Origin of the sequence: Pannonibacter sp. SL95, from assembly GCF_026672425.1 — a bacterium.
GTDB lineage: Bacteria > Pseudomonadota > Alphaproteobacteria > Rhizobiales > Stappiaceae > Pannonibacter.
In genome coordinates, this window is sequence record NZ_JAPPRC010000004.1 from 526,657 (window position 1) to 548,616 (window position 21,960).

A 21,960-nucleotide genomic window follows, 5' to 3' on the forward strand; every position below is an offset into this window, starting at 1 on the left:
GTTCACGCATGCCTACTGAATTCACTCCCTTGATGTCGCTGGCGGGCGGCGCCCTGATTGGCCTTGCCGCCGTGGCGCTCATGGCGACGCATGGACGGATTGCCGGGATCACCGGTGTGCTGGGCGCGTTCCTGCCGGGGTCGGGTGAGTCCGACTGGGGCTGGCGCGCCGCCTTCCTCATCGGAATGGTTGCAGCACCGGCCGTCATGATGGTCCTGACCGGGTCCATGCCGCAGATCGAGGTGCCGGTTTCGACCACGGCCCTGGTGATCGGTGGCTTCCTTGTCGGTATCGGTGCGACCTACGGCTCCGGCTGCACCAGCGGACACGGCGTCTGCGGCATCTCACGCCTGTCGCCGCGGTCCATCGTTGCGACGCTCAGCTTCATGGCAACCGGCGGCATGACTGTGTTCCTCGTCCGTCACGTGTTTGGAGGCTAAGCCATGCGGTTCGTTTCTGCTCTGGTCATCGGCCTGGTCTTCGGTCTCGGTATCATGCTCTCCGGCATGGCCAATCCCGCCAAGGTTCTGAACTTCTTCGATATTGCCGGGACATGGGATCCCAGCCTCGCCTTTGTCATGGGCGGCGCGCTGGTGGTGACGGCCATCGGCTATCGCCTCGTGTTCCGCTCGGCTCAGCCGATGTTTGCACCGCGCTTCCTCGTGCCGACGCGCAAGGACATTGATGTCAAGCTGGTCGGCGGCTCCGCTGTCTTCGGCATTGGCTGGGGCCTGTCCGGCTTCTGCCCGGGTGGCCTGGTTCCGGCGCTGGGTATTGGTGACAGCGCGCCCTGGATCGCCTTTGCGGCCATTGTCGCCGGAATGATGGCCGCCCGCGTGCTGTCCAGCCTTCAGGCCCGCCAGAAGCTGGCGCCCGGCGAGTAACTGAAACACGGAGCGGCCGGCCCTGGCTGGCCGCGAGCCATCCGAAACGGAAACCGCCAGTGGCCTTTGACCCACTGGAGCCCCGAATGGAGCACCTGATGAGCGCGTTGTCCTATCCTGTCGACATGTCCGTGAAGCCCGAGGTGACCGCGTTCTTTGATCCGGCCACGAACACAATCAGCTATGTGGTGAAGGATCCGGCATCGGCGTCCTGTGCAGTCATCGACAGCGTGATGGACATCGACTACGCCGCCGGCCGCATCACTTACGACTCGGCGGACAAGATCATTGCTTTCATCAAGAGCAACGGGCTCAAGCTGGAATGGCTGATCGAGACGCATGTCCATGCCGACCATCTGTCCGGCGCGCCCTACATCCAGGGCAAGCTGGGCGGCAAGCTCGGCATCGGTGACAAGATCACGGTGGTGCAGGAAACCTTCGGCAAGATCTTCAATGAAGGCACCGAGTTCCAGCGCGATGGCAGCCAGTTCGACCGGCTGTTTGCCGACGGCGACACCTACCAGATCGGGAGCATGGACTGTTTCGTCATGTATACGCCGGGCCACACGCCCGCCTGCATGACGCATGTGGCCGGCAATGCCGCCTTCGTCGGGGATACGCTGTTTATGCCCGATGGCGGTTCGGCCCGTGCCGACTTCCCCGGCGGCGACGCCGGCGTGCTCTATGACTCGATCCAGAAGGTTCTTGCTCTGCCGGACGACATGCGCCTGTTCATGTGCCACGACTATGGTCCGAACGGCCGCGACATCCAGTGGGAGACCACCGTCGGGGCGGAAAAGGCCCACAACATCCACGTTGGCGGCAGCAAGACGCGGGACGAGTTCATTGCCTTCCGCACCGCCCGCGACGCCACCCTAGACATGCCGAAGCTGATCATCCCGTCGCTGCAGGTGAACATGCGCGCCGGCCAGCTGCCGCCGGCCGACGAGAGCGGCAAGACTTATCTCAAGGTGCCGATCAACGGGCTTTAAGCTGGCAGTGGCCCCGGCGGTCTTGCGGTCCGCAACCGGGGCTGGCACCGTTGCAGTTGCCAAGGCCTGAAGAGGATCGTTCTTTCAAAGGACCGGGGCGAAGGGGACCGGAGCCGCGTGCCATGGACGGGATGGCGGCTCCGGAAACCTCTTGCCAAGCGGGCAGCGGGCGCAAAGCCCCGCGACGGATGGCTGGGCCAGATGAACCTGAAACGCTTTTTCCCCATCCTCGACTGGGGCTCCACCTACACCCGCGACACGGCGACGAATGATCTCATTGCTGCCGTCATCGTGACGATCATGCTGATCCCGCAGTCGCTCGCCTATGCGTTGCTGGCCGGGTTGCCGCCAGAAATCGGGCTTTATGCCTCGATCCTGCCGCTGGTTGCCTATGCGATCTTTGGCACGAGCCGGGCGCTCGCGGTGGGTCCGGTGGCGGTCGTCTCCCTGATGACCGCCTCGGCGGTCGGCGAACTGGCGGCGCAGGGCACGGCCGAATATCTCGGCGCGGCCATCGCGCTCGCCTTCCTGTCCGGCCTGATGCTCGTGGTCATGGGCCTGTTCCGGCTCGGCTTTCTGGCCAGCCTCCTGTCGCATCCGGTCATTTCAGGCTTCATCACGGCCTCGGGACTTCTGATTGCCGCCAGCCAGCTGAAGCATGTGCTCGGCATTGGCGGCGGCGGGCACACGATGGTCGAGATCATGGGCTCGGTGCTGTCGCGGCTCGGCGAGATCAACCTGATCACCCTCGTCATCGGCGTCAGCGCGACCGCGTTCCTGTTCTGGGTGCGCAAGGGACTGAAGCCCTTGCTGATTTCCTTCGGTCTGCGGCCGCGCCTCGCCGACAGCCTGGCCAAGGCCGGGCCGGTAGCGGCCGTTGCGGTGACAACGCTGGCCGCGACGGTGTTTTCACTCGGCGACCTTGGCGTGAAGCTTGTCGGCGACATCCCGACCGGGCTGCCGATGCCGACCCTGCCGCCCTTCGATGCGAAACTCTGGCTGGATCTCGCCGGCCCGGCGCTGCTGATCTCTGTGGTCGGTTTCGTGGAATCGGTGTCCGTGGCGCAGACGCTGGCGGCCAAGAAGCGGCAGCGGATCGTGCCGGATCAGGAGTTGATCGGCCTTGGCGCCTCCAACATTGCCGCGGCCGTCTCCGGCGGCTATCCGGTGACCGGCGGGTTTGCCCGCTCTGTGGTGAACTTTGATGCCGGGGCCGAAACGCCGGCGGCCGGTGCCTATACGGCTGTCGGCATTGCGCTGGCGACCCTGTTCCTGACGCCGCTGCTGGCCAACCTGCCGCAGGCGACCTTGGCCGGAACGATCATCGTGGCGGTGCTGTCGCTGGTGGATTTCACGGCGCTGAAGCGGACCTGGATCTACTCCAAGAGCGACTTCACCGCGATGGCCGCGACGATCCTGGTGACCCTGGGGATCGGCGTGGAGGCGGGGATCACGTCGGGCGTCGTCCTGTCCGTGCTGTTGTATCTGTTCCGGACCAGCCGGCCGCACATGGCCGTGGTCGGCATTGTTCCGGGCACCGAGCACTTCCGCAATGTGCAGCGTCACCGGGTGCTGACCGGCACGAAGGTGCTGAGCGTGCGCGTTGACGAAAGCCTTTACTTCGCCAACAGCCGCTTTCTGGAAGACCGCATCCTCGAACTCGTGGCTGAGCGGCCTTCCCTGGCGCATGTGGTGCTGATGTGCCCGGCGGTAAATGTCATCGACGCCAGTGCCTTCGAAACGCTGGAGGAGCTGAACCGGAGGCTGAAGGATTCCGGTGTCCTGTTCCATCTCTCCGAGGTGAAGGGCCCGGTGATGGACCGGCTGCAGCGGACCGACTTCCTGGAGCATCTGACGGGCGAGGTGTTCCTGACCCAGTATCAGGCCTTCTGCACCCTCGACCCGCACACGGCACATGTGGCTGAGGCGCGCAATCCGAAACAGATGGCGACCAGCGACCTGTGGAGCGGGCCGGAGATCTGAGGCGCGGCACGTTGCCCCGCTTGCGGCAACGGCCCGGCAATGGCAGCATGCGCGCATGGTCGCTGTACGCAAAAGTTTCGAGGAAGGACACCGCCGCAAATTCCTGGTTGTCGTTGACGACACGCCGGAATGTGATCGCGCGATTGTCTATGCCGCCAAGCGCGCCGCCCGCACGGGCGGCGTGGTCGTGCTTCTGTTCGTGATCGCCCCCGGCGACTTCCAGCACTGGCTGGGCGTCGAGGACATCATGCGGGCGGAAGCCAATGAGCTCGCCGAGGCAACCCTCGCCAAGGCGTCTGACCGCGTGCGCTCGGTTGCCCGGACCGAGCCGGAAGCCGTGATCCGCGAGGGCAACAAGTCGGACGAGATCGTGAAGCTGATCGAGTCCGATGCCGATATCGCGATCCTGGTGCTGGCGGCGGGGCTGAGTTCCGAGGGGCCCGGGCCACTGGTCACCCAGGTGGCCGGCAAGGCTGCGGGCCACTTTCCCATCCCGATCACGATCGTGCCCGGCAATCTCGATGACGATGCCATCGCGGCGCTGGCCTGAGGATTTGCGCGGGGCCTCCCCTGTCCCGCTTGACCTCTGGCCATCGGGCCCTATCTAGTTTACAAGAATTCCAACCTGGGGCCAGACCGACAAGCCACATCGCCAGTCGACGCCACGCCGCCCCTTTGTTCGACTGAGGACACCACCGATGTTCATCCAGACCGAGGCGACGCCGAATCCGGCGACACTCAAGTTCCTCCCCGGCCGCGTCGTGCTGCAGGATGGCACCCGCGATTTCCGCTCCGCTGATGATGCCGCGCTGTCGCCGCTGGCGCAGAAGCTGTTCGCCGTGCCGGGCGTGCAGGCGATCTTCTTCGGCCACGACTTCATCACCGTGACCAAGGACGACACCGACTGGCAGCACATGAAGCCGGCCATCCTTGGCGCGATCATGGAGCAGTTCATGTCCGGCCAGCCGGTCATGCTTGCCTCGGCGGGTGTCGAGGACGGTGACGGCGAGGAGTTCTTCGAGGCGGGCGACGCCGAAACCGTGACGGTCATCAAGGACCTGATCGAGACGCGCGTGCGGCCGGCCGTGGCGCAGGACGGCGGCGACATCACGTTCAAGGGCTTCAAGGAAGGCATCGTCTATCTGTCGATGCGCGGGGCCTGTTCCGGTTGCCCGTCCTCGACGGCAACCCTGAAGCACGGCATCCAGAACCTGCTGCGGCACTTCGTGCCGGAAGTCGAGGAAGTGCGCGCGATCTGACGTGCCGTCCCGAACGCCAGTTGAAAGCCCGCTCCGGCGGGCTTTTTGCTGTGTGGCGGAACGTGAGGCTCAGGAGGCGACGAGGCGATTGCGGCCGGCGCTCTTGGCGGAATAAAGGTTCGTGTCCGCCAAGCGCAGCGCTTCAGCAATGTCATCACCGTGGACGCGGGCAAGGCCGATGCTGACCGTGATGCGGAAGCGATGGTCATCGCGGACGACATCGCGGTTGATCAGCTGTTCCCGGAACCCTTCGATCAGGTTGCGCGCCTCCGCTTCAGAGGGGCTGCCAATGACGGCACAGAACTCGTCGCCGCCGATGCGGACTGCAAAGCCGTTCTCGACGGTCAGGCGATTCAGTTCACTGGCCAGCAGCAACAAGGCTTCATCGCCGGCGCCATGACCGCGGCTGTCGTTGATGGTCTTGAATTCGTCGACATCGATCAGGGCCAGCCACACGGGTTCCTGCTGCTGGCTGGCGACGGCGCAGCGGCGCATGCCATCGCCAAACAGATAACGGCGATTGTAGAGGCCTGTCAGGGTGTCGCGCAGACTGCGGTCATTGAGGGTCGCGAAACGGTCGATCACATCCAGGTTCTGCGAGACGCGCAGCAGGAGCTCCTCCGGCGGACAGGTTTTCTGGAGGAAGTCGCTGGCGCCATATTTCAGAAAGCGGATCCGGTTCTCGGTATCGTCGAACCCCGACATCCCGAGAATGGCGAGCTTTTCCCGGCCGTATTTGCGACGGACAGCCTTCAGGAACGAGAAGCCGTCTTCGTCCGGCATGAAATAGTCGACCAGAACCAGTTTAATGTCGGCGTGTTCCGCCAGGATCGCGAGCCCCTCATTGGAGGAGCGCGCCTGATAGACCTTGTAGCGATGGCGCGACAGCGTTTCAGCCAGAATGGCGCGTTCAACGGACGCGTCGTCAATGACCAGAACGCCAATACCGGAGTTCTTGCCCAGGCGCTGCACCAGTTCCCCGAGATAGTCGAGACTGGAGGGGCTGTCCTTGATCACATAGTCGAGCACACCCTTCTGGCGCATGGCTGCGCGCAGGCGGGGTTCGAACCGGCTGGTGAAAACGACCGTCGAGATCTGGTTCTCGATGCAAAGATCGACGATCTCCCCGTCCGGCGCATCGGGCAGGGTCAAGTCGACAAGGGCGAGATCGGGCTTCTGACGCGCGCTGGCAATCACCTGTTTCGCCTCGGCGTAATCGCGGGCGACGAGGACATGATGTTCGCCAATGTCCGTCAGTTTCTTGAGCGCAGCCTTTTCGAAGAAGGAGGCGTCTTCGACAAGAAGGATCGTTTGCATCGGCGCCGGTCACTCCTGATTTCTGGCGCGACACTTGTCAGAAAAACGGAAAGAAACCGTTATGACTCACGTTACGGCAGAAGCTTGAGCCGTCGATTTTGTGGCGTTGCAAGAAATTTCAGCAGCCCAGTTCACAGCTGTGCGACCGGCGTGCCTGCTTTCAGTGCAGGGCTGTCGGCGACCGCATGCGTCAACATCGGCAGCACATCGGCGATTCGCTCGGCGACGAGATAGGGCACCTCGGTTTCGGGCCGGATGAAGGCCTCGGTCCGCATGTGGTCCATCAGTTCCAGCAGCGGGGACCAGAAATTCCCGATGTTGGCCAAGAGAACCGGCTTGCGGTGCTGGCCGAGCTGGGCCCAGGTCATCATCTCGACGGCCTCTTCGAGGGTCCCGATCCCGCCGGGAAGGGCGACAAAGGCGTCGGACTTTTCAAACATGAGACGCTTGCGCTCATGCATGTCATCGGTGACGATCAGATCGGTCACCGAATGCAGCATGACTTCGCGTTTCTCGAGGAATTGCGGGATAATGCCGATGACGTGTCCGCCGGCGGAGAGTGCCGCCTGGGCGACAGTGCCCATCAGGCCGATGGATCCGCCGCCATAAACACAGGTCAGGCCGGCCTCTGCCAAGGCTCTGCCCAGCTGTTCAGCCGCCTCGACATAGATCGGATCGCGGCCCATGCTGGAGCCGCAGTAGACGCAAACGCTGGTAAGGACTGTCATGTGTTCCTGTCTTGCATTGAGTGGACAGTCGCGTCAAGTCTGTCCGAAACCGTTTCAATCGATGCAGACTGCCGGCAAGAAACGGACAACAATCGGCCTTTGCTTGCCGCAGTCAGTAAAGACGTATAAAGCAGCCTGAATGGGTCTTGTCTGAAAATCTGTGACAAGCCCGCGAGTTGACAGGAAAAAACCTTTGCCAGGCTGTATTGTCGGGTGAAGGCGGTCGGAAGGCCGGGCGGTGGTGGGCACCGCCAAGGGTGGGGTCGAATAGATGTCGAGAACCGGTGTTATCTGGAGCCTTGTCATTGCTGCCGTGGTTGGCGTGGCAGCGCTTCTTACGGGCTATCTGAACCTTGGCGGCACCAAGGCACCCGCCCCCGTGGCTGAGGCGCCTGCTCCTGCCGCCACACCGGCCCCGCAGGCAGCTGCGCCTTCCGCAGCACCGGCCGCAGCACCTTCTGCAGCACCGGCAACGCCCGCGCCGCAGCCGTCCACGGCCAGTGCTCCGGCAAACGCGCCGGCTCCGGTCGCCACACCTCCGGCCGCAGCGACAGAGACTGCAACCTCGCCTACGGACGTGCCGAGTTTCGACGTTGTCGGCATCCAGTCGGATGGCGCCGCCGTCATCGCAGGTCGCTCGGAACCGGGTGCGATCGTTGCGCTGCTTGCCAACGGCGCTGTGGTTGGGAAGGGCGTTGCCAACAAGGACGGCGAATGGTCGATCATCCTTGAGGCACCGCTTGCGCCCGGTGACTACGACATGCAGCTGAAGTCCGAGCAGGACGGCAAGTCGATCGAGTCGCAGCAGCGGCTTGCCGTGTCCATCCCGGCTGGCGGCAAGGACAAGCCGCTCATCGTCCTGAACACGCCGGACGCCCCGTCGACGGTCCTGCAGACACCGGAACCGGCTGCCGCTCCGACCCAGGTTGCGGAAGCTCCGGCCCCGGCCCCGGCCCCGACCCCGGCACCGGCTGCCGCCGCTCCGGCGGCCGTAGAGACGCCGAAGGTTGAAACTCCGGCCGCGGCTCCTGCTGCACCGGAAACTCCGGCCCCCGCCGCAGCCCCCGCAGAGGCGCCTGCCGCTACTGCGCCAGCGCAGGCCGCTGCTCCGGCCGCAACCAATGAGGCCCCCGCAGCTGCCCCGGCGCCCGCGGCGGCGACTGCCGAGGCACCCGCCCCGGCCCAGGCGCCTGCTCAGGCAACCGCCGAAGCGCCTGCACCGGCTGCGGCTCCCGCTCCTGCGGCAACCGCAACAGCAGCACCTGCACCGGCCGCCGCAGAAGCTCCGGCGGCGACACCTGCACCTGAAGTGGCTGGTCCGCTGACGGTTGAAGCCGTGGAATCCGAAAAGGGCAAGCTCTATGCCGCCGGCTCGAGCGCGCCGGGAGCCTTGCTGCGTGTCTACGTTGCTGACAAGCATGTTGGCGACGTCGAGGGAAGCGATACTGGCCGCTGGCTGCATGAAAGCCAGACGGATGTTCCGGTCGGCTCTGTCGAAGTGCGCATCGACCACATCTCGCGTACGACCGGCGAAGTCCTGGCCCGTGCGGCAGTGACTTTCCAGAAGGCCGAGGAACAGGAAATCGTCCTGTCCAAGGTCGAGGAAGCCAAGCCCGGCGCCGCAGCTCCGGCTGCGGGTGAAGCCCGGCCGACGCCGAACGTCGTGATCCGCAAGGGCGACAACCTCTGGAACATCTCGCGCCGCCTCTACGGCTCTGGCTATCGCTACACGACGATCTACCAGGCCAACCGGGACCAGATCCGCAATCCGGACCTGATCTATCCGGGCCAGGTGTTCCTGACCCCTGAAGCCGCCCAGTAAGACAGGCGCATCTGATGACAGCAGGCCCGGGCAACGCCCGGGCCTTTTTGCTTGATGGAAACGGTTGGTTGGCATCACGACTGGTCGTCGCGCTTGGCTGGGATGATGGGGGTCAGGTGAGCGGGTCCGGAACAGGCCCCGGCACAAGGCCGGGGCGGCGCGGGTTGGGTGGCGGTGCGTGGTGGCGGTGGCGGTGCCCGGAGCGCGAACAGTAGCCATCGAGATCGCGCGCAATGACGCGAGCACAAGATACGCTCAACCAGCTACACCCCACGCCGTCCCGGCCTTGTGCCGGGACCTGTCAGGGGCGCAGCGTGGAGGCCGGTCGCGTCTGCGCCGACGTTTAGAACTATCGATACCTCGCCGCTCCGGTCCCGGATCTCCGCTTCGCTGCGTCCGGGATGACGGGGGTCAGGTGAGCGGGTCCGGAACAGGCCCCGGCACAAGGCTGGGGCGGCGCGGGTTGGGTGGCGGCAGGTGTGAGCCTTCGGCGCGGCCAATTGGTCGCAGAGGCCGCACACTGCACCGGTCGCGACCTTCCAGAGCGATCGAGCGGCCGGATCGAAGTGGTTGGTGACGGGCATAAGTCGAAAGCCCGGCTCGACAAGCTGGCCTTGGGGAACTAAGCGATAGGCATGATGAGGCTTCTCGCGATCGATACTGCGCAAACAACCTGCGCTGCCGCCGTTCTGGTCCAAGATGGAGACCGGGAGCATCTGGTGCGCCGGACGCAGGTGATCGGCCGTGGTCATGCGGAAATCCTGCTCGACATGATCGGTGAGGTCATGGCGGAAGCTGGATTTGCCTTTGCCGATCTGGACCGGATTGCCGTGACCAATGGGCCGGGCAGTTTCACCGGGCTCCGGGTCGGGCTTTCGGTTGCGCGCGGCTTCGCCCTCGTAACCCATGCGCCCGTTGTTGGCGTGTCGACGCTGGATGCCATCGCAGACGAGCTGCGCGGGCGCAGCAACGGTCATCCGCTGCTGGTCACGCTCTCAGCCCGTGAAAACGAGGTCTATGTCGCCCGGTTCGACGGGGAGGGCCACGCCGATGGCGCAGCGCATGTTGCCCTCATCGAGGATCTTGCGGCCGGCCTGACGCCAGACTACCGGCTTGCCGGATCAGCGGCACCGGCCATTGCCGCAGCTGCCGGACTTGGCGCCGATGTTGTTCTGACAGCTTCGGCGGAGGCCGATATCGGCACGATTGCGCGCCTGGGCCTTGCCGCACCGGCGGATGCCCCGGCGCCTGTGCCGCTGTATTTGCGCCCGCCGGACGCCAAGCCGCAAACGCGGGGAAGGATCGAACGGATATGAGTTTCTGGTGGTTCTGGTCGACCCCGCCGGTGATCGAGCCGGCGCAGATCGACGATCTTCCAGCGCTGGCCGAAATTCACGGCCATTCCTTCGCCCATCAATGGGACGCGGACGAACTGGCGCGCCTCAGCGCCCAGGAGGGCGCGATCCTGCTGCTTGCGCGCCGGGCAAGCCCCTATGGCACGCGGCGTCCGCTTGGCTTCCTGCTGCTGCGGCAGGTGGCGGATGAGGCTGAAGTGCTGACGCTGGCTGTCGATCCGCGCCACCGGGGACGGGGCATCGGCAAGCGGCTGATGCAGGACGGCATGTTCCGTCTCTACGGCGAACGCTGCAAGAGCCTGTTTCTTGAGGTGGATGCGGCCAACCAGCCGGCTCTGCTGCTGTACAAGGCGCTGGGGTTCCGCCAGGTTGGCGAGCGCAAGGGTTATTACCGCGACAGCGCTGGCGGCGGCACCGCGCTTGTCATGCGCGTTGATCTTGGCTAATCGCTGGCAATGAAGCAGGGTGCCAAGAGAAAGGCTCGGGCCATGACGGATGACCGGCAGTCAACGCTTGCGGAACAATGCGCGGCCAAGGGCATGCGCATGACCGACCAGCGCCGCATCATCGCGTCGGTCATCGAGGAGGCGAGCGACCATCCCGATGTGGAGGAGCTCTATCGCCGCGCCTCGGCCCTTGATGCCCGGATCTCCATCTCGACCGTCTACCGGACCGTGAAGTTGTTCGAGGACGCCGGCATCATCGAGCGGCACGACTTCCGCGACGGGCGCTCGCGCTATGAGACTGTGCCGGACGAGCATCATGACCATTTGATCGACCTGCGCAGTGGCAAGGTGATCGAGTTCCGCTCGGAAGACATCGAGGCGCTGCAGGACCTGATCGCGCGCCGGCTCGGCTACCGGCTGGTGGACCACCGGCTGGAGCTCTATTGCGTTCCGCTTGACCCGGCCACCGAGGATGCGGCCGATGATGGGGCTTAGGGGCGCGCTGGCGCTGGGACTGCTGACCATCGTCTCGCTGGCGATGATCCCCCTGCAATGGCTCGCCCTGCGCTTCGACTGGCCGGTCAAGCGCCAGTTGCCCTGGATCTGGCACCGGATCGCAACCCGTCTGATCGGCATCCGGATCCATCAGGTTGGCCAGGCGACGGCGGACAGGCCGCTTCTGATCACGGCCAATCATGCGTCCTGGGTGGACATCACCGTGCTCGGCGCCGTGATGCCCTTGTCCTTCATCGCCAAGTCGGAAGTGGAGGGCTGGCCGGTCTTTGGCCTGCTTGCCCGGCTGCAGCGGACGGTTTTCGTCAACCGGACCCGGCGCAGCGAGACTGGCGCGGTGGCGGACCGGATTGCCGAACGCATCGGCGATGGCGATGTCATGGTGTTGTTCGCCGAAGGCACGTCGAACGACGGCAATGGCGTGCTGCCCTTCCGTTCGGCCCTGCTGGGGGCCGCGACCAAGGCGCTGGCCGATGGCCGGCCGGTGCACGTACAGCCGCTGTCGATCGCCTATACCCACCTGCAGGGCCTGCCGATGGACCGGCGCACCCGGCCGCATGTGGCCTGGTATGGCGACATGGAACTGCCCGGACATTTGTGGGCGCTGGTGCGCGAGGGCGCACTGGACGTGACGCTGACCTGGGGTGAGCCGGTGCGCCTGGAGACGGCGACGGACCGCAAGCAGCTGACCCAGGTGCTGCAGCGTGAGGTGTCGCTGATGACTGCCTCTGCCCTGACCGGGCGTCCTGTCTTGCGCGAGACGGAGGACGAGGGGGCGGCTGGGGAGGAGCTACGCGAGGTTGTTGCGACAACGGCAGGCTGAGCCGGCTATTCTCCAGCTATTCTCAAGCGCGGCAAAAGCCGCTAAAGCAGGGAAAACCGGAGGGACCGCCGAAGGTCTGGCCGGTGTGACGGCAAACCGTCACATGTCTTGCCCTAAACTCCAGTGATCCGCGTGTCGGGCGCGACCGTCTTGCGCTGCGCCGGCACATCGAGGACCCGATGACCGAGCAGTCGTACAGCGCGCCCCTTGTGACCGATCCGCAATCCGCCACCGCCCGTGATATGGGTGGCGAAGGCTCTGACGAGGCCGTCGTCAGCCGCCGCGCCGAGGCTGGACCGCAGGGCGAGAACACCAAGCGCGTGTTTGTGCGCACCTACGGCTGCCAGATGAATGTCTATGACAGCGACCGCATGGCGGATGTGCTCGGCACAGAAGGCTACCGCACCACCGACACGATGGAGGATGCCGATCTTGTCATCCTCAACACCTGCCATATCCGCGAACGCGCGGCGGAGAAGGTCTATTCGGAGCTCGGCCGCATCCGCAAGATGAAGGAAGAGCGGGGGCCGGACGGCAAGCCGCTGATGGTCGGCGTGGCCGGTTGCGTCGCCCAGGCCGAGGGGCGCGAGATTGCGCGCCGCGCGCCGGTGGTCGACATGGTGTTCGGACCGCAGAGCTTCCACCGACTGCCGGACCTGATTGCACGGGCCGGACGCGGCGAGCGCGGTCTGGTCGCGACCGAGTTCGAGATCGACGAGAAATTCGAGACCCTGTCGCGGCAGGCCGATGGCGAGGTAGCGCGCGGGGCGCAGCGGCAGGCGATCCGGCGGGCACCCTCGGCTTTCCTGACCGTGCAGGAAGGCTGCGACAAGTTCTGCACCTTCTGCGTCGTGCCTTACACGCGCGGGGCCGAGGTGTCGCGCTCGCTGGAGCAGATCCTGCGCGAGGCGGAGCAGCTGGCAGCCAGCGGGGTGCGCGAGGTGACGCTGCTCGGCCAGAACGTCAACGCCTGGCATGGCACTGGCGCGGACGGCAAGGCCTGGGGCCTGGGCCGGCTGCTGCGCCGCCTGGCCGAGATCCCCGGGCTGGACCGGCTGCGCTACACCACCAGCCATCCGCGTGACATGGACGATGAACTGATCGAGGCCCATGGCGAGCTGCCGGAGCTGATGCCCTATCTGCATCTGCCGGTGCAGTCCGGATCGGACCGGATCCTGGCGGCGATGAACCGCAAGCACACGCGCGACGACTATTTCCGCCTGATCGACCGGATCCGGGCCAAGGCGCCGGGTCTCGCGCTCTCCGGCGATTTCATTGTCGGCTTCCCTGGCGAGACGGATGCGGATTTTGCCGACACGATGGATCTGGTGCGGCGGGTTGAATATGCGTCCTGCTTCTCCTTCAAATACAGCCAGCGCCCCGGCACGCCGGGCGCGACCATGGCGGACCAGCTCAGCGAAGAGGTGAAGACTGAACGGCTGCTCGAGCTTCAGGCCTTGCTGACAGAGCAGCAGCGCGCCTTCAACCGGTCGCGCGTCGGCATGCGCATGGACGTGCTGTTCGAGAAGACCGGGCGCCGGCCCGGACAGATCACTGGCAAGACGCCCTGGCTGCAACCGGTGCAGGTAGATGCCCCGATCGAGATGATCGGAGGCATCCAAACCGTGGAAATTATCGATGTCAGCTCCAATTCCCTGTTCGGACGCCTCGTTGCAGGGCACAATCATCCGGCAGCCGGTCTCCCGGCCGCCAGCAAGGAGGACGCCATTTGACGCGTGACAGCCAGCCATCGGCTCGCAAGTTCCCGGCAGACCGGGGCGCAGTCCCCGCCTCTGATATGACCCACATCGTGCTTGCGTTCGATGACAACAGGCTGATTGGAGACCTGTTCGGGCAGTTCGACCAGAACCTGGCCTTGATCGAGCAGCGCCTCGGCGTCGACGCCGTCGCACGCGGCAATCAGGTGACCCTGAAAGGCAAGCACAGCCAGTGCGAACAGGCCCGACTGGCGCTGGAGGCCCTGTATCATCGCCTGCAGCAGGGCCATGAAATCCATCCCGCCGACGTTGACGGTGCAGTGCGCATGGCGGTGGCCGCCGATGCGCAGCTGCCCCTGCCGACGCTTGAACCGCGCTCGCGGCTGTCCTTTGCGCAGGTGTCGACACGGCGCAAGACGGTGGTTGCCCGCACGGCGGCGCAGGATGCCTATATCCGCTCCATGGACCGGGCCGACATGATCTTCGGTACAGGTCCGGCGGGCACCGGCAAGACCTTCCTCGCGGTTGCCTATGCTGCGGCGCTGATCGAGCGCGGCGACGTGGCGCGCCTGATCCTGTCCCGTCCGGCGGTGGAAGCCGGTGAGCGTCTCGGCTTCCTGCCCGGCGACATGAAGGACAAGGTCGACCCTTACCTGCGCCCGCTCTACGACGCGCTCTACGAGATGATGCCGCCGGAAAAGGTCGATCGTGGCCTGCAGTCCGGCATGATCGAAGTGGCGCCGCTGGCCTTCATGCGCGGCCGCACGCTGTCCAACGCGGTGGTGCTGCTCGACGAGGCGCAGAACACCACGACGATGCAGATGAAGATGTTCCTGACGCGTCTGGGTGAAAACTCCAAGATGATCGTCACGGGTGACCCGACGCAGGTTGACTTGCCGCCGGGACAGAAGTCGGGCTTGCGCGAGGCGCTGGACCTGTTGACCGACATCGAAGGCATTGCCCACGTGCAGTTCACTGAAGTCGACGTGGTGCGTCATGAGCTTGTCGGGCGGATCGTCAAGGCTTATGACGACGCCAGCCGCGACATGCTGCAGGAACGCGAGCGCCGGATGGATGCGCGGGGAGAACGGGTATGACGGCACAGCCGGATCTGGCCACGGCCGATGACATCGTGATCGAGATCGCCATCGAAAGCGGGGCGTGGCCGGACGAGGATCGCCTGTTCGAGCTGAGCGAGGCGGCCGTTGCGGCCGCCTTTGCCCGCGCACCACTGAAGGCGCTGCCAGACTCCGAGTTGTCGCTGGTCTTCGTGGACGATGCGCGCATCCAGGAACTGAATGCCGAGTGGCGTGGCAAGGATAAGCCGACGAACGTGCTGTCGTTTCCAGGTGGAGACGCGATGAACGGCGTCTTTGGTCCGCTGCTGGGTGACGTGATCTTCGCGCAGGAAACTGTTGCGCGCGAGGCCATTGAACAAGACGTCTCGTTCGATCATCATTTTTCTCACCTTGTTGTTCACGGACTCCTTCATCTTTTCGGTTATGATCACCAGATGGAGGCCGAAGCCGAGGTGATGGAAGGACTGGAACGGCAGATCCTTGCGGACCTTGGTATTGCCGATCCCTATGCCGATGCACCTCTGGTGGCGGACGAACAGGCCGACGACTCATCCGTGGCCAATTGATTGACTGGACCAATGACCGTTTCTGAAAGTCGAAGTATCGAGGCACAACCCGCTCAGTCGGCCGCTCCGGCCGATGCCAAGGAGAGCGCGGATCCGCGATCTCCCGAGCCCCGGAAGTCGGGGCCTCTCGCCCGATTGATCGGGTATTTTACGCGCCTGCGCCGTGGATCGAGCGCGACCTTGCGCGAAAACCTCCAGGACGAACTGGCCCGTGATGCCGGCACCGATGCTGCCTTCTCACCGGAAGAGCGGCTGCTGCTGGGCAATATCCTGCGCCTGCGCGAGCTGCGCGTCGATGACGTGATGGTGCCGCGTGCCGATATCGAGGCCATTGATGACAGCGTCAGCCTTGGCCGCCTGATGGAAGTCTTCCGCGAAAACGGCCATTCCCGCATGCCGGTCTACCACGAGACGCTGGATGATCCGCGCGGCATGGTCCACATCAAGGACCTGATGACCTTCGTTGCCGCCCGCGCCGGTGCCGGCAAGCCGGCCGACGAAAGCGACGGGCGGAACCTGTCCATCGATCTGACCCGCGTTGACCTGACCATGGCCCTGTCCGAGACCGGGCTGTTGCGGCCGCTGCTGTTCGTGCCCCCGTCCATGCCCGCGACCGACCTGATGGCCAAGATGCAGGCCAGCCGCGTGCAGATGGCGCTGGTGATCGACGAGTATGGCGGTACGGACGGACTTGTCTCGCTCGAGGACATCGTCGAGACCGTCGTTGGTGACATCGAAGACGAGCACGACGAAGACGAGGAATCGATGCTGGTCGCCACGAGCGACGGCGTCTGGGTCGCCGATCCGCGCATTCCGCTGGAGGATCTGTCGGAACAGCTCGGCACTGATTTCAATGTGGGTGAGGTCGCCGAGGAAGTCGATACGCTCGGCGGTCTGTTGTTCACGCTGCTCGGCCGGGTGCCGGTGCGCGGTGAGCTGATCGCGCCAAAGGAAGTCACGGGCTTCGAGTTCGAGATCCTTGACGCCGATCCGCGCCGGATCAAGCGCCTGCGCGTGCGCCGTCGCCGTCAGGACAAGACGGCCGCAGATCCACGCCGGCGCCAGAAGCGGGGCGACAAGCCGGTCGAGGACAGCTCTTCTGCAGCCTGACAGAGCCTGAACGCATTCATGGACGGAAACCCGGGCGACCGGGATCCGCTTGACCGCGGACAGCAGGGGCCGCAACTGTAGCCCGATTGCCTGTTCCGGAAAGATTCGCCATGTCCGCCCTGCTGTCTCGCCTGACTGCCCTTCCGGGCCCGTTCCTGCTCGCGCATGGCCTGAAACGCTGGCTGCTCGCATTTGCCAGCGGTGCTGTCTGCGTTCTCGCTCTCCCGCCCTATGGCTATCTTGCGGCCTTTTTCCTGGGCATTCCGGCCCTTGTCTGGCTGGTTGACGGGGCCGCGGGCGCGCCCGGGGCGGTCTCCGGCTGGCGCCGGCTGCGAGGTGGGTTTGCCATCGGATGGTGGTTCGGCTTCGGTTATTTCCTGGCCGGGCTCTGGTGGATCGGCAGTGCCTTTCTGGTCGAGGCTGAACGCTTCGCCTGGATGATGCCGTTTGCAGTGACGCTGCTGCCGGCGGGCCTCGCCCTGTTTCATGGCCTCGCCGTTGCGCTTGCCACGCGGTTCTGGCCCGACAGCTGGTCGCGCGTGGTCGTCCTGGCCGGGTTTCTGTCTGCGTCGGATTGGGTGCGCGGACATGTGTTGACCGGCTTCCCCTGGAATGCGTTCGGATATGTGACGGCCGAGACGTTGCCGCTGGCGCAGCTTGCCAGCGTTGTTGGCGTTTATGGCGTTGGCGCGGTGATTCTGGTCCTGGCTGCCGCTCCCGCGCTGGCGGTCGACGGCCGCCGGCAGGCGATTGCCGGGCCAGGGGTTGCGGCCGTCGGACTGATAGCCCTCATGACCTGGGGGGCAGTGCGACTAAATGACACAGAGGGCTTGATCGATGCGTCCATCACGCTTCGGGTCATACAACCGTCAATCGCGCAAAACGAGAAATGGAAGCCTGAAAAAAGGCTTTCGATCTTTCGAAGCTATCTGGAGTTGAGTTCATCCGCACGTGGAAATGACGAGGCGGCGGCAACTCGCCGTGTGTATGTGTGGCCGGAATCCGCATTTCCGTTCCTCCTGACGCAGGAGCCGGAAGCTATAGCGGAAATAGATAGCATGCTGCAGCCCGGAGAGGTGCTTGTCACCGGAGCAATCAGAGCTGAAAGAAACGCGGATGGTGTAAATTACTATAACAGCATCTACGGCATTTTAGATGGCGGCACGATTGTCGATGCCTATGACAAAGTTCGCCTCGTTCCGTTCGGTGAGTATCTTCCCCTGTCAAATGTACTAGAGGCGCTCGGCTTGCGCGCATTGGTCAACGCGCCCAATCCTTTTCGTGCCGGATACGCGCATACCGTGCTGACAACCGGTGACCTGCCGGCCTACTTGCCGCTTGTCTGCTACGAGGTGATCTTCCCGCAAATTGCCGCAGAGGTTTCTAAGCGACCCAAGTGGTTGGTAAATCTGACGAATGACGCCTGGTTTGGCGATTCCGCGGGCCCGTACCAGCATTTCGCCCAGGCCCGGTTCCGCGCCATCGAGCAGGGGCTGCCCCTTGTGCGCTCCGCCAACACGGGCATTTCGGCGGTTGTCGATGCCTATGGGCGACCGGTGGAAGTGCTGGCCCCCTTCGTGGTCGGGGCCATCGAAACCCCGTTGCCTGCTGCGCTGGAGCCGACCGTGTTTGCCCGCTTCGGCGATCTTGGTTATCTGGCAATAATGCTGTTTTTTGCTTTGATGTTTACTATTACTCGTTTCAACCTCTCCTCGCGTCATAATTGATGTTGAACACGAGAGTCCGCCAGCATAGTGTGTTACAACCGATGCACCACGAAGTGGCATCGGGCGGCTTGGCGGGATAGCCGTCAGGCCTTCGACTGGAAGCAGCCTGTGGGCAAACGGATATCCGGAGTGCGCAGGTCAGCGTCAGACAAGGTGCGGGGGGCGAAAAGCCCTTCGTGAAATCAAGGCGGACAACCGCGGGAACAGCGAAAGACGAGGGCGATGCCCAGCAAGAAAGCACCCAACCCGATTGATGTGCATGTCGGCAGCCGTGTCCGGTTGCGCCGCATGATGCTCGGCATGAGCCAGGAAAAGCTGGGCGAGGCCCTCGGCATCACTTTCCAGCAGATCCAGAAATATGAAAAAGGCACCAACCGCATCGGTGCCTCCCGGCTGCAGCACATTTCGACCGTGCTGAAGGTGCCGGTCGCTTTCTTCTTCGAGGATGCGCCTGGTTCGCCCGAAGACTTCGAAGGTTTCGGCGAATCGCAGCCGACCTCCTATGTGGTCGACTTCCTCTCGTCCTCCGAAGGCCTGTCGCTCAACAAGGCCTTCGTGCGCATTGAAGATCCCAAGGTCCGTCGCCGGATCGTCGATCTCGTTCGCGCCCTCGCTGGCGACGAAGCCTGACAATTGGCTGACTGCCCAGTCTGTTGGCTGGGCAGCGCCGGGTGGGAAGGCGTAACCATCACGCGAGCCTTGCAGCGCGCAGTGCTTGACGCCGCCCGCCCCAATCTGGTTGATGGCGCACTGGAGCGGTGGGTTCCCGCCGTCTCCTGCCCAACTTTCCCAGAAGGACGTCAGGCCATGGCCCGTCAGGATTATCTCTTTACCTCCGAGTCCGTGTCCGAAGGGCACCCGGACAAGGTTTGCGACCGTATTTCCGATGCCGTTGTTGACGCTTACCTGCGCGAAATGCCGGAAGCGCGCGTTGCCTGCGAAACGCTGGCAACCACCAACCGCATCGTCATCGCCGGCGAGACCCGCGGCCCGGCGACCATCACCAAGGACTACATCGCCCATCTCGCCCGTCTGGCGGTGAAGGACATCGGCTATTCCCAGGAAGGCTTCCACTGGGAAAATTGCGACATTGCCGTGTATCTGCACGGACAGTCGGCGCATATTGCCCAGGGCGTTGATGCTGCCGGCAACAAGGACGAAGGCGCAGGCGACCAGGGCATCATGTTCGGTTATGCCTGCCGCGAGACGCCGGAATTCATGCCGGCGCCGATCTATTACGCCCACAAGATGCTGCGCATCCTCGCCGAGGCCCGCAAGTCCGGCCGCGAGCCGGTGCTCGGGCCCGACGCCAAGAGCCAGGTGACCGTTCGCTACGTCAACGGCAAGCCGGTCGGCGTCACCTCGATCGTGCTGTCGACGCAGCACCTCGACGCAACGCTGTCCTCCGCCGACGTGCGCGCCATCGTCGAGCCCTACATCCGCTCGGCCCTGCCGGACGGCTGGATCGATCCGTCGACCGTCTGGCACGTCAACCCGACCGGCGCCTTCGTCATCGGTGGTCCGGACGGCGACTGCGGCCTGACCGGCCGCAAGATCATCGTCGACACCTACGGCGGCGCAGCCCCGCATGGCGGCGGCGCGTTCTCCGGCAAGGATCCGACCAAGGTTGACCGGTCTGCTGCCTATGCCGCCCGCTACCTGGCCAAGAACGTTGTCGCGGCCGAACTGGCTGACCGCTGCACCATCCAGCTCTCCTACGCCATTGGCGTTGCCGAGCCGCTGTCGGTTTATGTCGACCTGCATGGCACCGGCACCTGCGATGAAGCCAAGCTGGAAAAGACGCTGCGTGATGTCATGCGCCTGACCCCGCGCGGTATTCGCGAGCATCTGAAGCTCAACGCGCCGATTTATGAGCGCACCTCTGCCTACGGCCACTTCGGCCGCGAGCCGGATGCCGACGGCGGCTTCACCTGGGAAAAGATCGATCTCGTCAGCGCCCTGCGCAGCGCGGTCGCCTGATCCTTCATAACCTGATGACATCCCCGCGCCGGCCGCTGAAAGGTGGTCGGCGCGGCTGTTTGAGATGCAGCACACGGCGATGACCGACTTCTACGATGGTTCCTTCTATGGCCGGCGCATGGGCAAGCCGCTCACACCGCGCCAGCGCCTGCTGATGGACAGCGACATGCCGCGCCTGCGCCCGGACCTGGGCCAGCCGGCACCCGTCGACCTCACCGCGCTGTTCGATGCGCCGGTGGACGAGGTCTGGCTGGAGGTCGGCTTCGGCGGCGGCGAGCATCTGATCCACCGCGCTGTCGAGAACCCGCGCGTCGGTTTCATCGGTGTCGAGCCGTTCGTGACCTCCATGGCCAAGGCGCTGAGCGAGGTTGTCGACCGCGGGCTGGGCAATGTGCGGCTCTACGATGATGACGCCATCAAGCTGCTGGACTGGCTGCCGGAGGCAAGCCTGTCGCGAGCCTATCAGCTCTATCCCGATCCCTGGCCGAAAAAGCGGCACTGGAAGCGGCGCTTCATCAATCCGCAGAACCTGGACCGCTATGCGCGGGCGTTGAAGCCGGGATCGGACTTTCGTTTTGCCAGCGACATCGACACCTATGTCGACTGGGCCCTGCGTCACATCCGCGATCACGAAGCCTTTGACTGGACGGCGGAAACCGCTGACGACTGGCGTCTGCCCTGGCCGACCTGGCCCGGCACGCGCTACGAGGCAAAAGCATTCCGCGAGGGGCGGGTTCCCCGTTATCTGACGTTCCGCCGCCGATAGGCGCAGGAACCTGGAATCGGCTGCCGGGCCATCCGGCGGCTTTTTCCTTGCGTTTCCGAAGGAAGCGCGTATAAGGACGCCATTCATCTTCTCCAGCGGCTCGATCGGAGCAGTTTGAGAGTGGGCCCCGCGAAGGACCCGCTCTTTTTGGCTTATCCAGGCCGTTGGAACATCCGGACTGGCCCGCGCAAGACGCGGTGCCAAAGCGACAGGAGACTGGCGTGAGCCTGCATGAAGCCCGCATCGTGACCGAAGAGGGTCTGGATGCCCGCGTCGCGGCCATTGTCGAACCGGTCATTACCGACCTCGGCTATCGCCTGGTGCGCGTCAAGATCAGCGCGGCCAATGGCTGCACGCTGCAGATCATGGCCGAACGGCCGGACGGCACCATGAGCGTGCACGACTGCGAGGAAATCAGCCGCGCGGTCTCGCCGGCGCTCGACGTCGATGACCCGATCAACCGCGCCTACCACCTGGAGATCTCCTCGCCAGGGATCGATCGTCCGCTGGTGCGCGAGAGCGATTTTGTTCGCTGGGCCGGGCATGAGGCCAAGGTGGAAATGGCTGTGCCGCTCGACGGCCGCAAGCGGTTCCGCGGCATCCTGACGGGTGTCGAGAACGGCCAGGCCGTGCTCCGCCTGCTGGATGCGCCGGAAGGCGCGGTCAATCCGGTGCTGCTGCCGCTGACCGACATCGACGAGGCACGGCTCATCCTGACGGATGACCTGATCCGCGCGGCTCTGCGCGCCGAAAAGGCGGCGCTGTCCGCCCGCGGCATCGACACGTCCGACCTGCCGGACGAGGACGATGACATCGAATTCGAATACGACGCCGCGGACGAAGACGACGAGGCGGACGAAGAAGAGCGCGGCAGGGCCAACTGACCGGCCAC

22 protein-coding genes are annotated in these 21,960 nt (G+C 64.6%); 20 read left to right on the forward strand and 2 right to left on the reverse strand.

The window, feature by feature from the left end:
- The first annotated feature begins 8 nt into the window (after positions 1-8).
- The 6 genes from OVA12_RS12980 to OVA12_RS13005 all read left to right on the forward strand — a co-directional run bounded on the left by OVA12_RS12980 (position 9) and on the right by OVA12_RS13005 (position 5,118).
- On the forward strand, positions 9-440 hold the full coding sequence (locus tag OVA12_RS12980) for a YeeE/YedE family protein (RefSeq protein ID WP_268137941.1): 432 nt from the start codon (positions 9-11) through the stop codon (positions 438-440).
- A gap of 3 nt (positions 441-443) precedes the next feature.
- Complete coding sequence (locus OVA12_RS12985) at positions 444-884, forward strand: YeeE/YedE family protein (protein ID WP_268137943.1); 441 nt, start codon at positions 444-446, stop codon at positions 882-884.
- Between the two features lie 98 nt (positions 885-982).
- On the forward strand, positions 983-1,876 hold the full coding sequence (locus tag OVA12_RS12990; protein ID WP_268137944.1) for an MBL fold metallo-hydrolase: 894 nt from the start codon (positions 983-985) through the stop codon (positions 1,874-1,876).
- Between the two features lie 201 nt (positions 1,877-2,077).
- Entirely contained in the window at positions 2,078-3,859 is a 1,782-nt protein-coding gene (locus tag OVA12_RS12995; RefSeq protein ID WP_268137945.1) for a SulP family inorganic anion transporter, read from the forward strand.
- A gap of 55 nt (positions 3,860-3,914) precedes the next feature.
- Complete coding sequence (locus OVA12_RS13000) at positions 3,915-4,409, forward strand: universal stress protein (protein ID WP_268137946.1); 495 nt, start codon at positions 3,915-3,917, stop codon at positions 4,407-4,409.
- Between the two features lie 148 nt (positions 4,410-4,557).
- Positions 4,558-5,118 carry a NifU family protein gene (locus OVA12_RS13005; protein WP_268137947.1) on the forward strand — a complete coding sequence of 187 codons (561 nt, stop codon included), beginning with the start codon at positions 4,558-4,560 and terminating at the stop codon, positions 5,116-5,118.
- A 69-nt stretch (positions 5,119-5,187) separates the two neighbouring features.
- Here OVA12_RS13005 and OVA12_RS13010 read toward each other — a convergent pair whose 3' ends face one another.
- Together OVA12_RS13010 and OVA12_RS13015 are read right to left on the reverse strand one after the other, a co-directional pair.
- Positions 5,188-6,435 carry a diguanylate cyclase gene (locus OVA12_RS13010; RefSeq protein ID WP_268137948.1) on the reverse strand — a complete coding sequence of 416 codons (1,248 nt, stop codon included), beginning with the start codon at positions 6,433-6,435 and terminating at the stop codon, positions 5,188-5,190.
- Between the two features lie 131 nt (positions 6,436-6,566).
- A complete protein-coding gene (locus OVA12_RS13015) occupies positions 6,567-7,163 on the reverse strand; it encodes a TIGR00730 family Rossman fold protein (protein ID WP_268137951.1) in 597 nt (198 codons plus the stop codon).
- Positions 7,164-7,434: 271 nt separating this feature from the next.
- Between OVA12_RS13015 and OVA12_RS13020 the strand changes: the two genes are divergently transcribed.
- The 14 genes from OVA12_RS13020 to rimP all read left to right on the forward strand — a co-directional run bounded on the left by OVA12_RS13020 (position 7,435) and on the right by rimP (position 21,952).
- Complete coding sequence (locus OVA12_RS13020) at positions 7,435-8,985, forward strand: LysM peptidoglycan-binding domain-containing protein (protein WP_268137953.1); 1,551 nt, start codon at positions 7,435-7,437, stop codon at positions 8,983-8,985.
- Between the two features lie 638 nt (positions 8,986-9,623).
- Positions 9,624-10,301: a tRNA (adenosine(37)-N6)-threonylcarbamoyltransferase complex dimerization subunit type 1 TsaB gene (tsaB, locus tag OVA12_RS13025; RefSeq protein ID WP_268138709.1), complete on the forward strand. Its 678-nt coding sequence runs from the start codon at positions 9,624-9,626 to the stop codon at positions 10,299-10,301.
- On the forward strand, positions 10,298-10,786 hold the full coding sequence (locus OVA12_RS13030) for a GNAT family N-acetyltransferase (protein WP_268137955.1): 489 nt from the start codon (positions 10,298-10,300) through the stop codon (positions 10,784-10,786). The genes tsaB and OVA12_RS13030 overlap by 4 nt, the downstream gene beginning before the upstream one ends.
- A 42-nt stretch (positions 10,787-10,828) precedes the next feature.
- Complete coding sequence (locus tag OVA12_RS13035) at positions 10,829-11,281, forward strand: Fur family transcriptional regulator (RefSeq protein WP_268137957.1); 453 nt, start codon at positions 10,829-10,831, stop codon at positions 11,279-11,281.
- The gene (locus tag OVA12_RS13040; protein WP_268137959.1) at positions 11,268-12,122 is read left to right on the forward strand and encodes a lysophospholipid acyltransferase family protein; all 855 of its coding nucleotides are present in this window, start codon (positions 11,268-11,270) and stop codon (positions 12,120-12,122) included. Before OVA12_RS13035 ends, OVA12_RS13040 begins: the two co-directional genes overlap by 14 nt.
- Before the next feature lie 242 nt (positions 12,123-12,364).
- Positions 12,365-13,855 carry a tRNA (N6-isopentenyl adenosine(37)-C2)-methylthiotransferase MiaB gene (gene miaB, locus OVA12_RS13045; protein WP_268138711.1) on the forward strand — a complete coding sequence of 497 codons (1,491 nt, stop codon included), beginning with the start codon at positions 12,365-12,367 and terminating at the stop codon, positions 13,853-13,855.
- Positions 13,856-13,920: 65 nt separating this feature from the next.
- The gene (locus OVA12_RS13050; RefSeq protein WP_268138713.1) at positions 13,921-14,937 is read left to right on the forward strand and encodes a PhoH family protein; all 1,017 of its coding nucleotides are present in this window, start codon (positions 13,921-13,923) and stop codon (positions 14,935-14,937) included.
- Positions 14,934-15,485 carry an rRNA maturation RNase YbeY gene (gene ybeY, locus OVA12_RS13055; protein WP_268137961.1) on the forward strand — a complete coding sequence of 184 codons (552 nt, stop codon included), beginning with the start codon at positions 14,934-14,936 and terminating at the stop codon, positions 15,483-15,485. Before OVA12_RS13050 ends, ybeY begins: the two co-directional genes overlap by 4 nt.
- Positions 15,486-15,497: 12 nt before the next feature.
- A complete protein-coding gene (locus OVA12_RS13060; RefSeq protein WP_268137963.1) occupies positions 15,498-16,595 on the forward strand; it encodes a transporter associated domain-containing protein in 1,098 nt (365 codons plus the stop codon).
- Positions 16,596-16,705: 110 nt separating this feature from the next.
- Positions 16,706-18,322 (forward strand): apolipoprotein N-acyltransferase, encoded by a 1,617-nt coding sequence (gene lnt / locus OVA12_RS13065; RefSeq protein WP_268137965.1) that lies wholly within the window; start codon positions 16,706-16,708, stop codon positions 18,320-18,322.
- A 222-nt stretch (positions 18,323-18,544) separates the two neighbouring features.
- The gene (locus tag OVA12_RS13070; protein WP_268137967.1) at positions 18,545-18,952 is read left to right on the forward strand and encodes a helix-turn-helix domain-containing protein; all 408 of its coding nucleotides are present in this window, start codon (positions 18,545-18,547) and stop codon (positions 18,950-18,952) included.
- Positions 18,953-19,129: 177 nt separating this feature from the next.
- Complete coding sequence (metK, locus tag OVA12_RS13075; protein ID WP_268137969.1) at positions 19,130-20,302, forward strand: methionine adenosyltransferase; 1,173 nt, start codon at positions 19,130-19,132, stop codon at positions 20,300-20,302.
- 79 nt (positions 20,303-20,381) lie between these two features.
- A complete protein-coding gene (trmB, locus tag OVA12_RS13080) occupies positions 20,382-21,068 on the forward strand; it encodes a tRNA (guanine(46)-N(7))-methyltransferase TrmB (protein WP_268137971.1) in 687 nt (228 codons plus the stop codon).
- 221 nt (positions 21,069-21,289) lie between these two features.
- Positions 21,290-21,952, forward strand: coding sequence for a ribosome maturation factor RimP (rimP, locus tag OVA12_RS13085; protein WP_106752777.1), 663 nt, complete (start codon positions 21,290-21,292; stop codon positions 21,950-21,952).
- The last annotated feature ends 8 nt before the right edge of the window (positions 21,953-21,960 follow it).

Coding starts and splice junctions, on each gene's coding strand:
- OVA12_RS12995 (WP_268137945.1), top strand. CDS start 2,078: ATGAACCTGAAACGCTTTTTCCCCATCCTCGACTGGGGCTCCACCTAC.
- OVA12_RS13070 (WP_268137967.1), top strand. CDS start 18,545: ATGCCCAGCAAGAAAGCACCCAACCCGATTGATGTGCATGTCGGCAGC.
- OVA12_RS13035 (WP_268137957.1), top strand. CDS start 10,829: ATGACGGATGACCGGCAGTCAACGCTTGCGGAACAATGCGCGGCCAAG.
- OVA12_RS12990 (WP_268137944.1), top strand. CDS start 983: ATGAGCGCGTTGTCCTATCCTGTCGACATGTCCGTGAAGCCCGAGGTG.
- OVA12_RS13040 (WP_268137959.1), top strand. CDS start 11,268: ATGATGGGGCTTAGGGGCGCGCTGGCGCTGGGACTGCTGACCATCGTC.
- OVA12_RS12980 (WP_268137941.1), top strand. CDS start 9: ATGCCTACTGAATTCACTCCCTTGATGTCGCTGGCGGGCGGCGCCCTG.
- OVA12_RS13000 (WP_268137946.1), top strand. CDS start 3,915: ATGGTCGCTGTACGCAAAAGTTTCGAGGAAGGACACCGCCGCAAATTC.
- tsaB (WP_268138709.1), top strand. CDS start 9,624: ATGAGGCTTCTCGCGATCGATACTGCGCAAACAACCTGCGCTGCCGCC.
- OVA12_RS13010 (WP_268137948.1), bottom strand. CDS start 6,435: ATGCAAACGATCCTTCTTGTCGAAGACGCCTCCTTCTTCGAAAAGGCT.
- lnt (WP_268137965.1), top strand. CDS start 16,706: ATGTCCGCCCTGCTGTCTCGCCTGACTGCCCTTCCGGGCCCGTTCCTG.
- miaB (WP_268138711.1), top strand. CDS start 12,365: ATGGGTGGCGAAGGCTCTGACGAGGCCGTCGTCAGCCGCCGCGCCGAG.
- OVA12_RS12985 (WP_268137943.1), top strand. CDS start 444: ATGCGGTTCGTTTCTGCTCTGGTCATCGGCCTGGTCTTCGGTCTCGGT.
- OVA12_RS13015 (WP_268137951.1), bottom strand. CDS start 7,163: ATGACAGTCCTTACCAGCGTTTGCGTCTACTGCGGCTCCAGCATGGGC.
- ybeY (WP_268137961.1), top strand. CDS start 14,934: ATGACGGCACAGCCGGATCTGGCCACGGCCGATGACATCGTGATCGAG.
- OVA12_RS13005 (WP_268137947.1), top strand. CDS start 4,558: ATGTTCATCCAGACCGAGGCGACGCCGAATCCGGCGACACTCAAGTTC.
- OVA12_RS13060 (WP_268137963.1), top strand. CDS start 15,498: ATGACCGTTTCTGAAAGTCGAAGTATCGAGGCACAACCCGCTCAGTCG.
- trmB (WP_268137971.1), top strand. CDS start 20,382: ATGACCGACTTCTACGATGGTTCCTTCTATGGCCGGCGCATGGGCAAG.
- OVA12_RS13050 (WP_268138713.1), top strand. CDS start 13,921: ATGACCCACATCGTGCTTGCGTTCGATGACAACAGGCTGATTGGAGAC.
- metK (WP_268137969.1), top strand. CDS start 19,130: ATGGCCCGTCAGGATTATCTCTTTACCTCCGAGTCCGTGTCCGAAGGG.
- OVA12_RS13020 (WP_268137953.1), top strand. CDS start 7,435: ATGTCGAGAACCGGTGTTATCTGGAGCCTTGTCATTGCTGCCGTGGTT.
- OVA12_RS13030 (WP_268137955.1), top strand. CDS start 10,298: ATGAGTTTCTGGTGGTTCTGGTCGACCCCGCCGGTGATCGAGCCGGCG.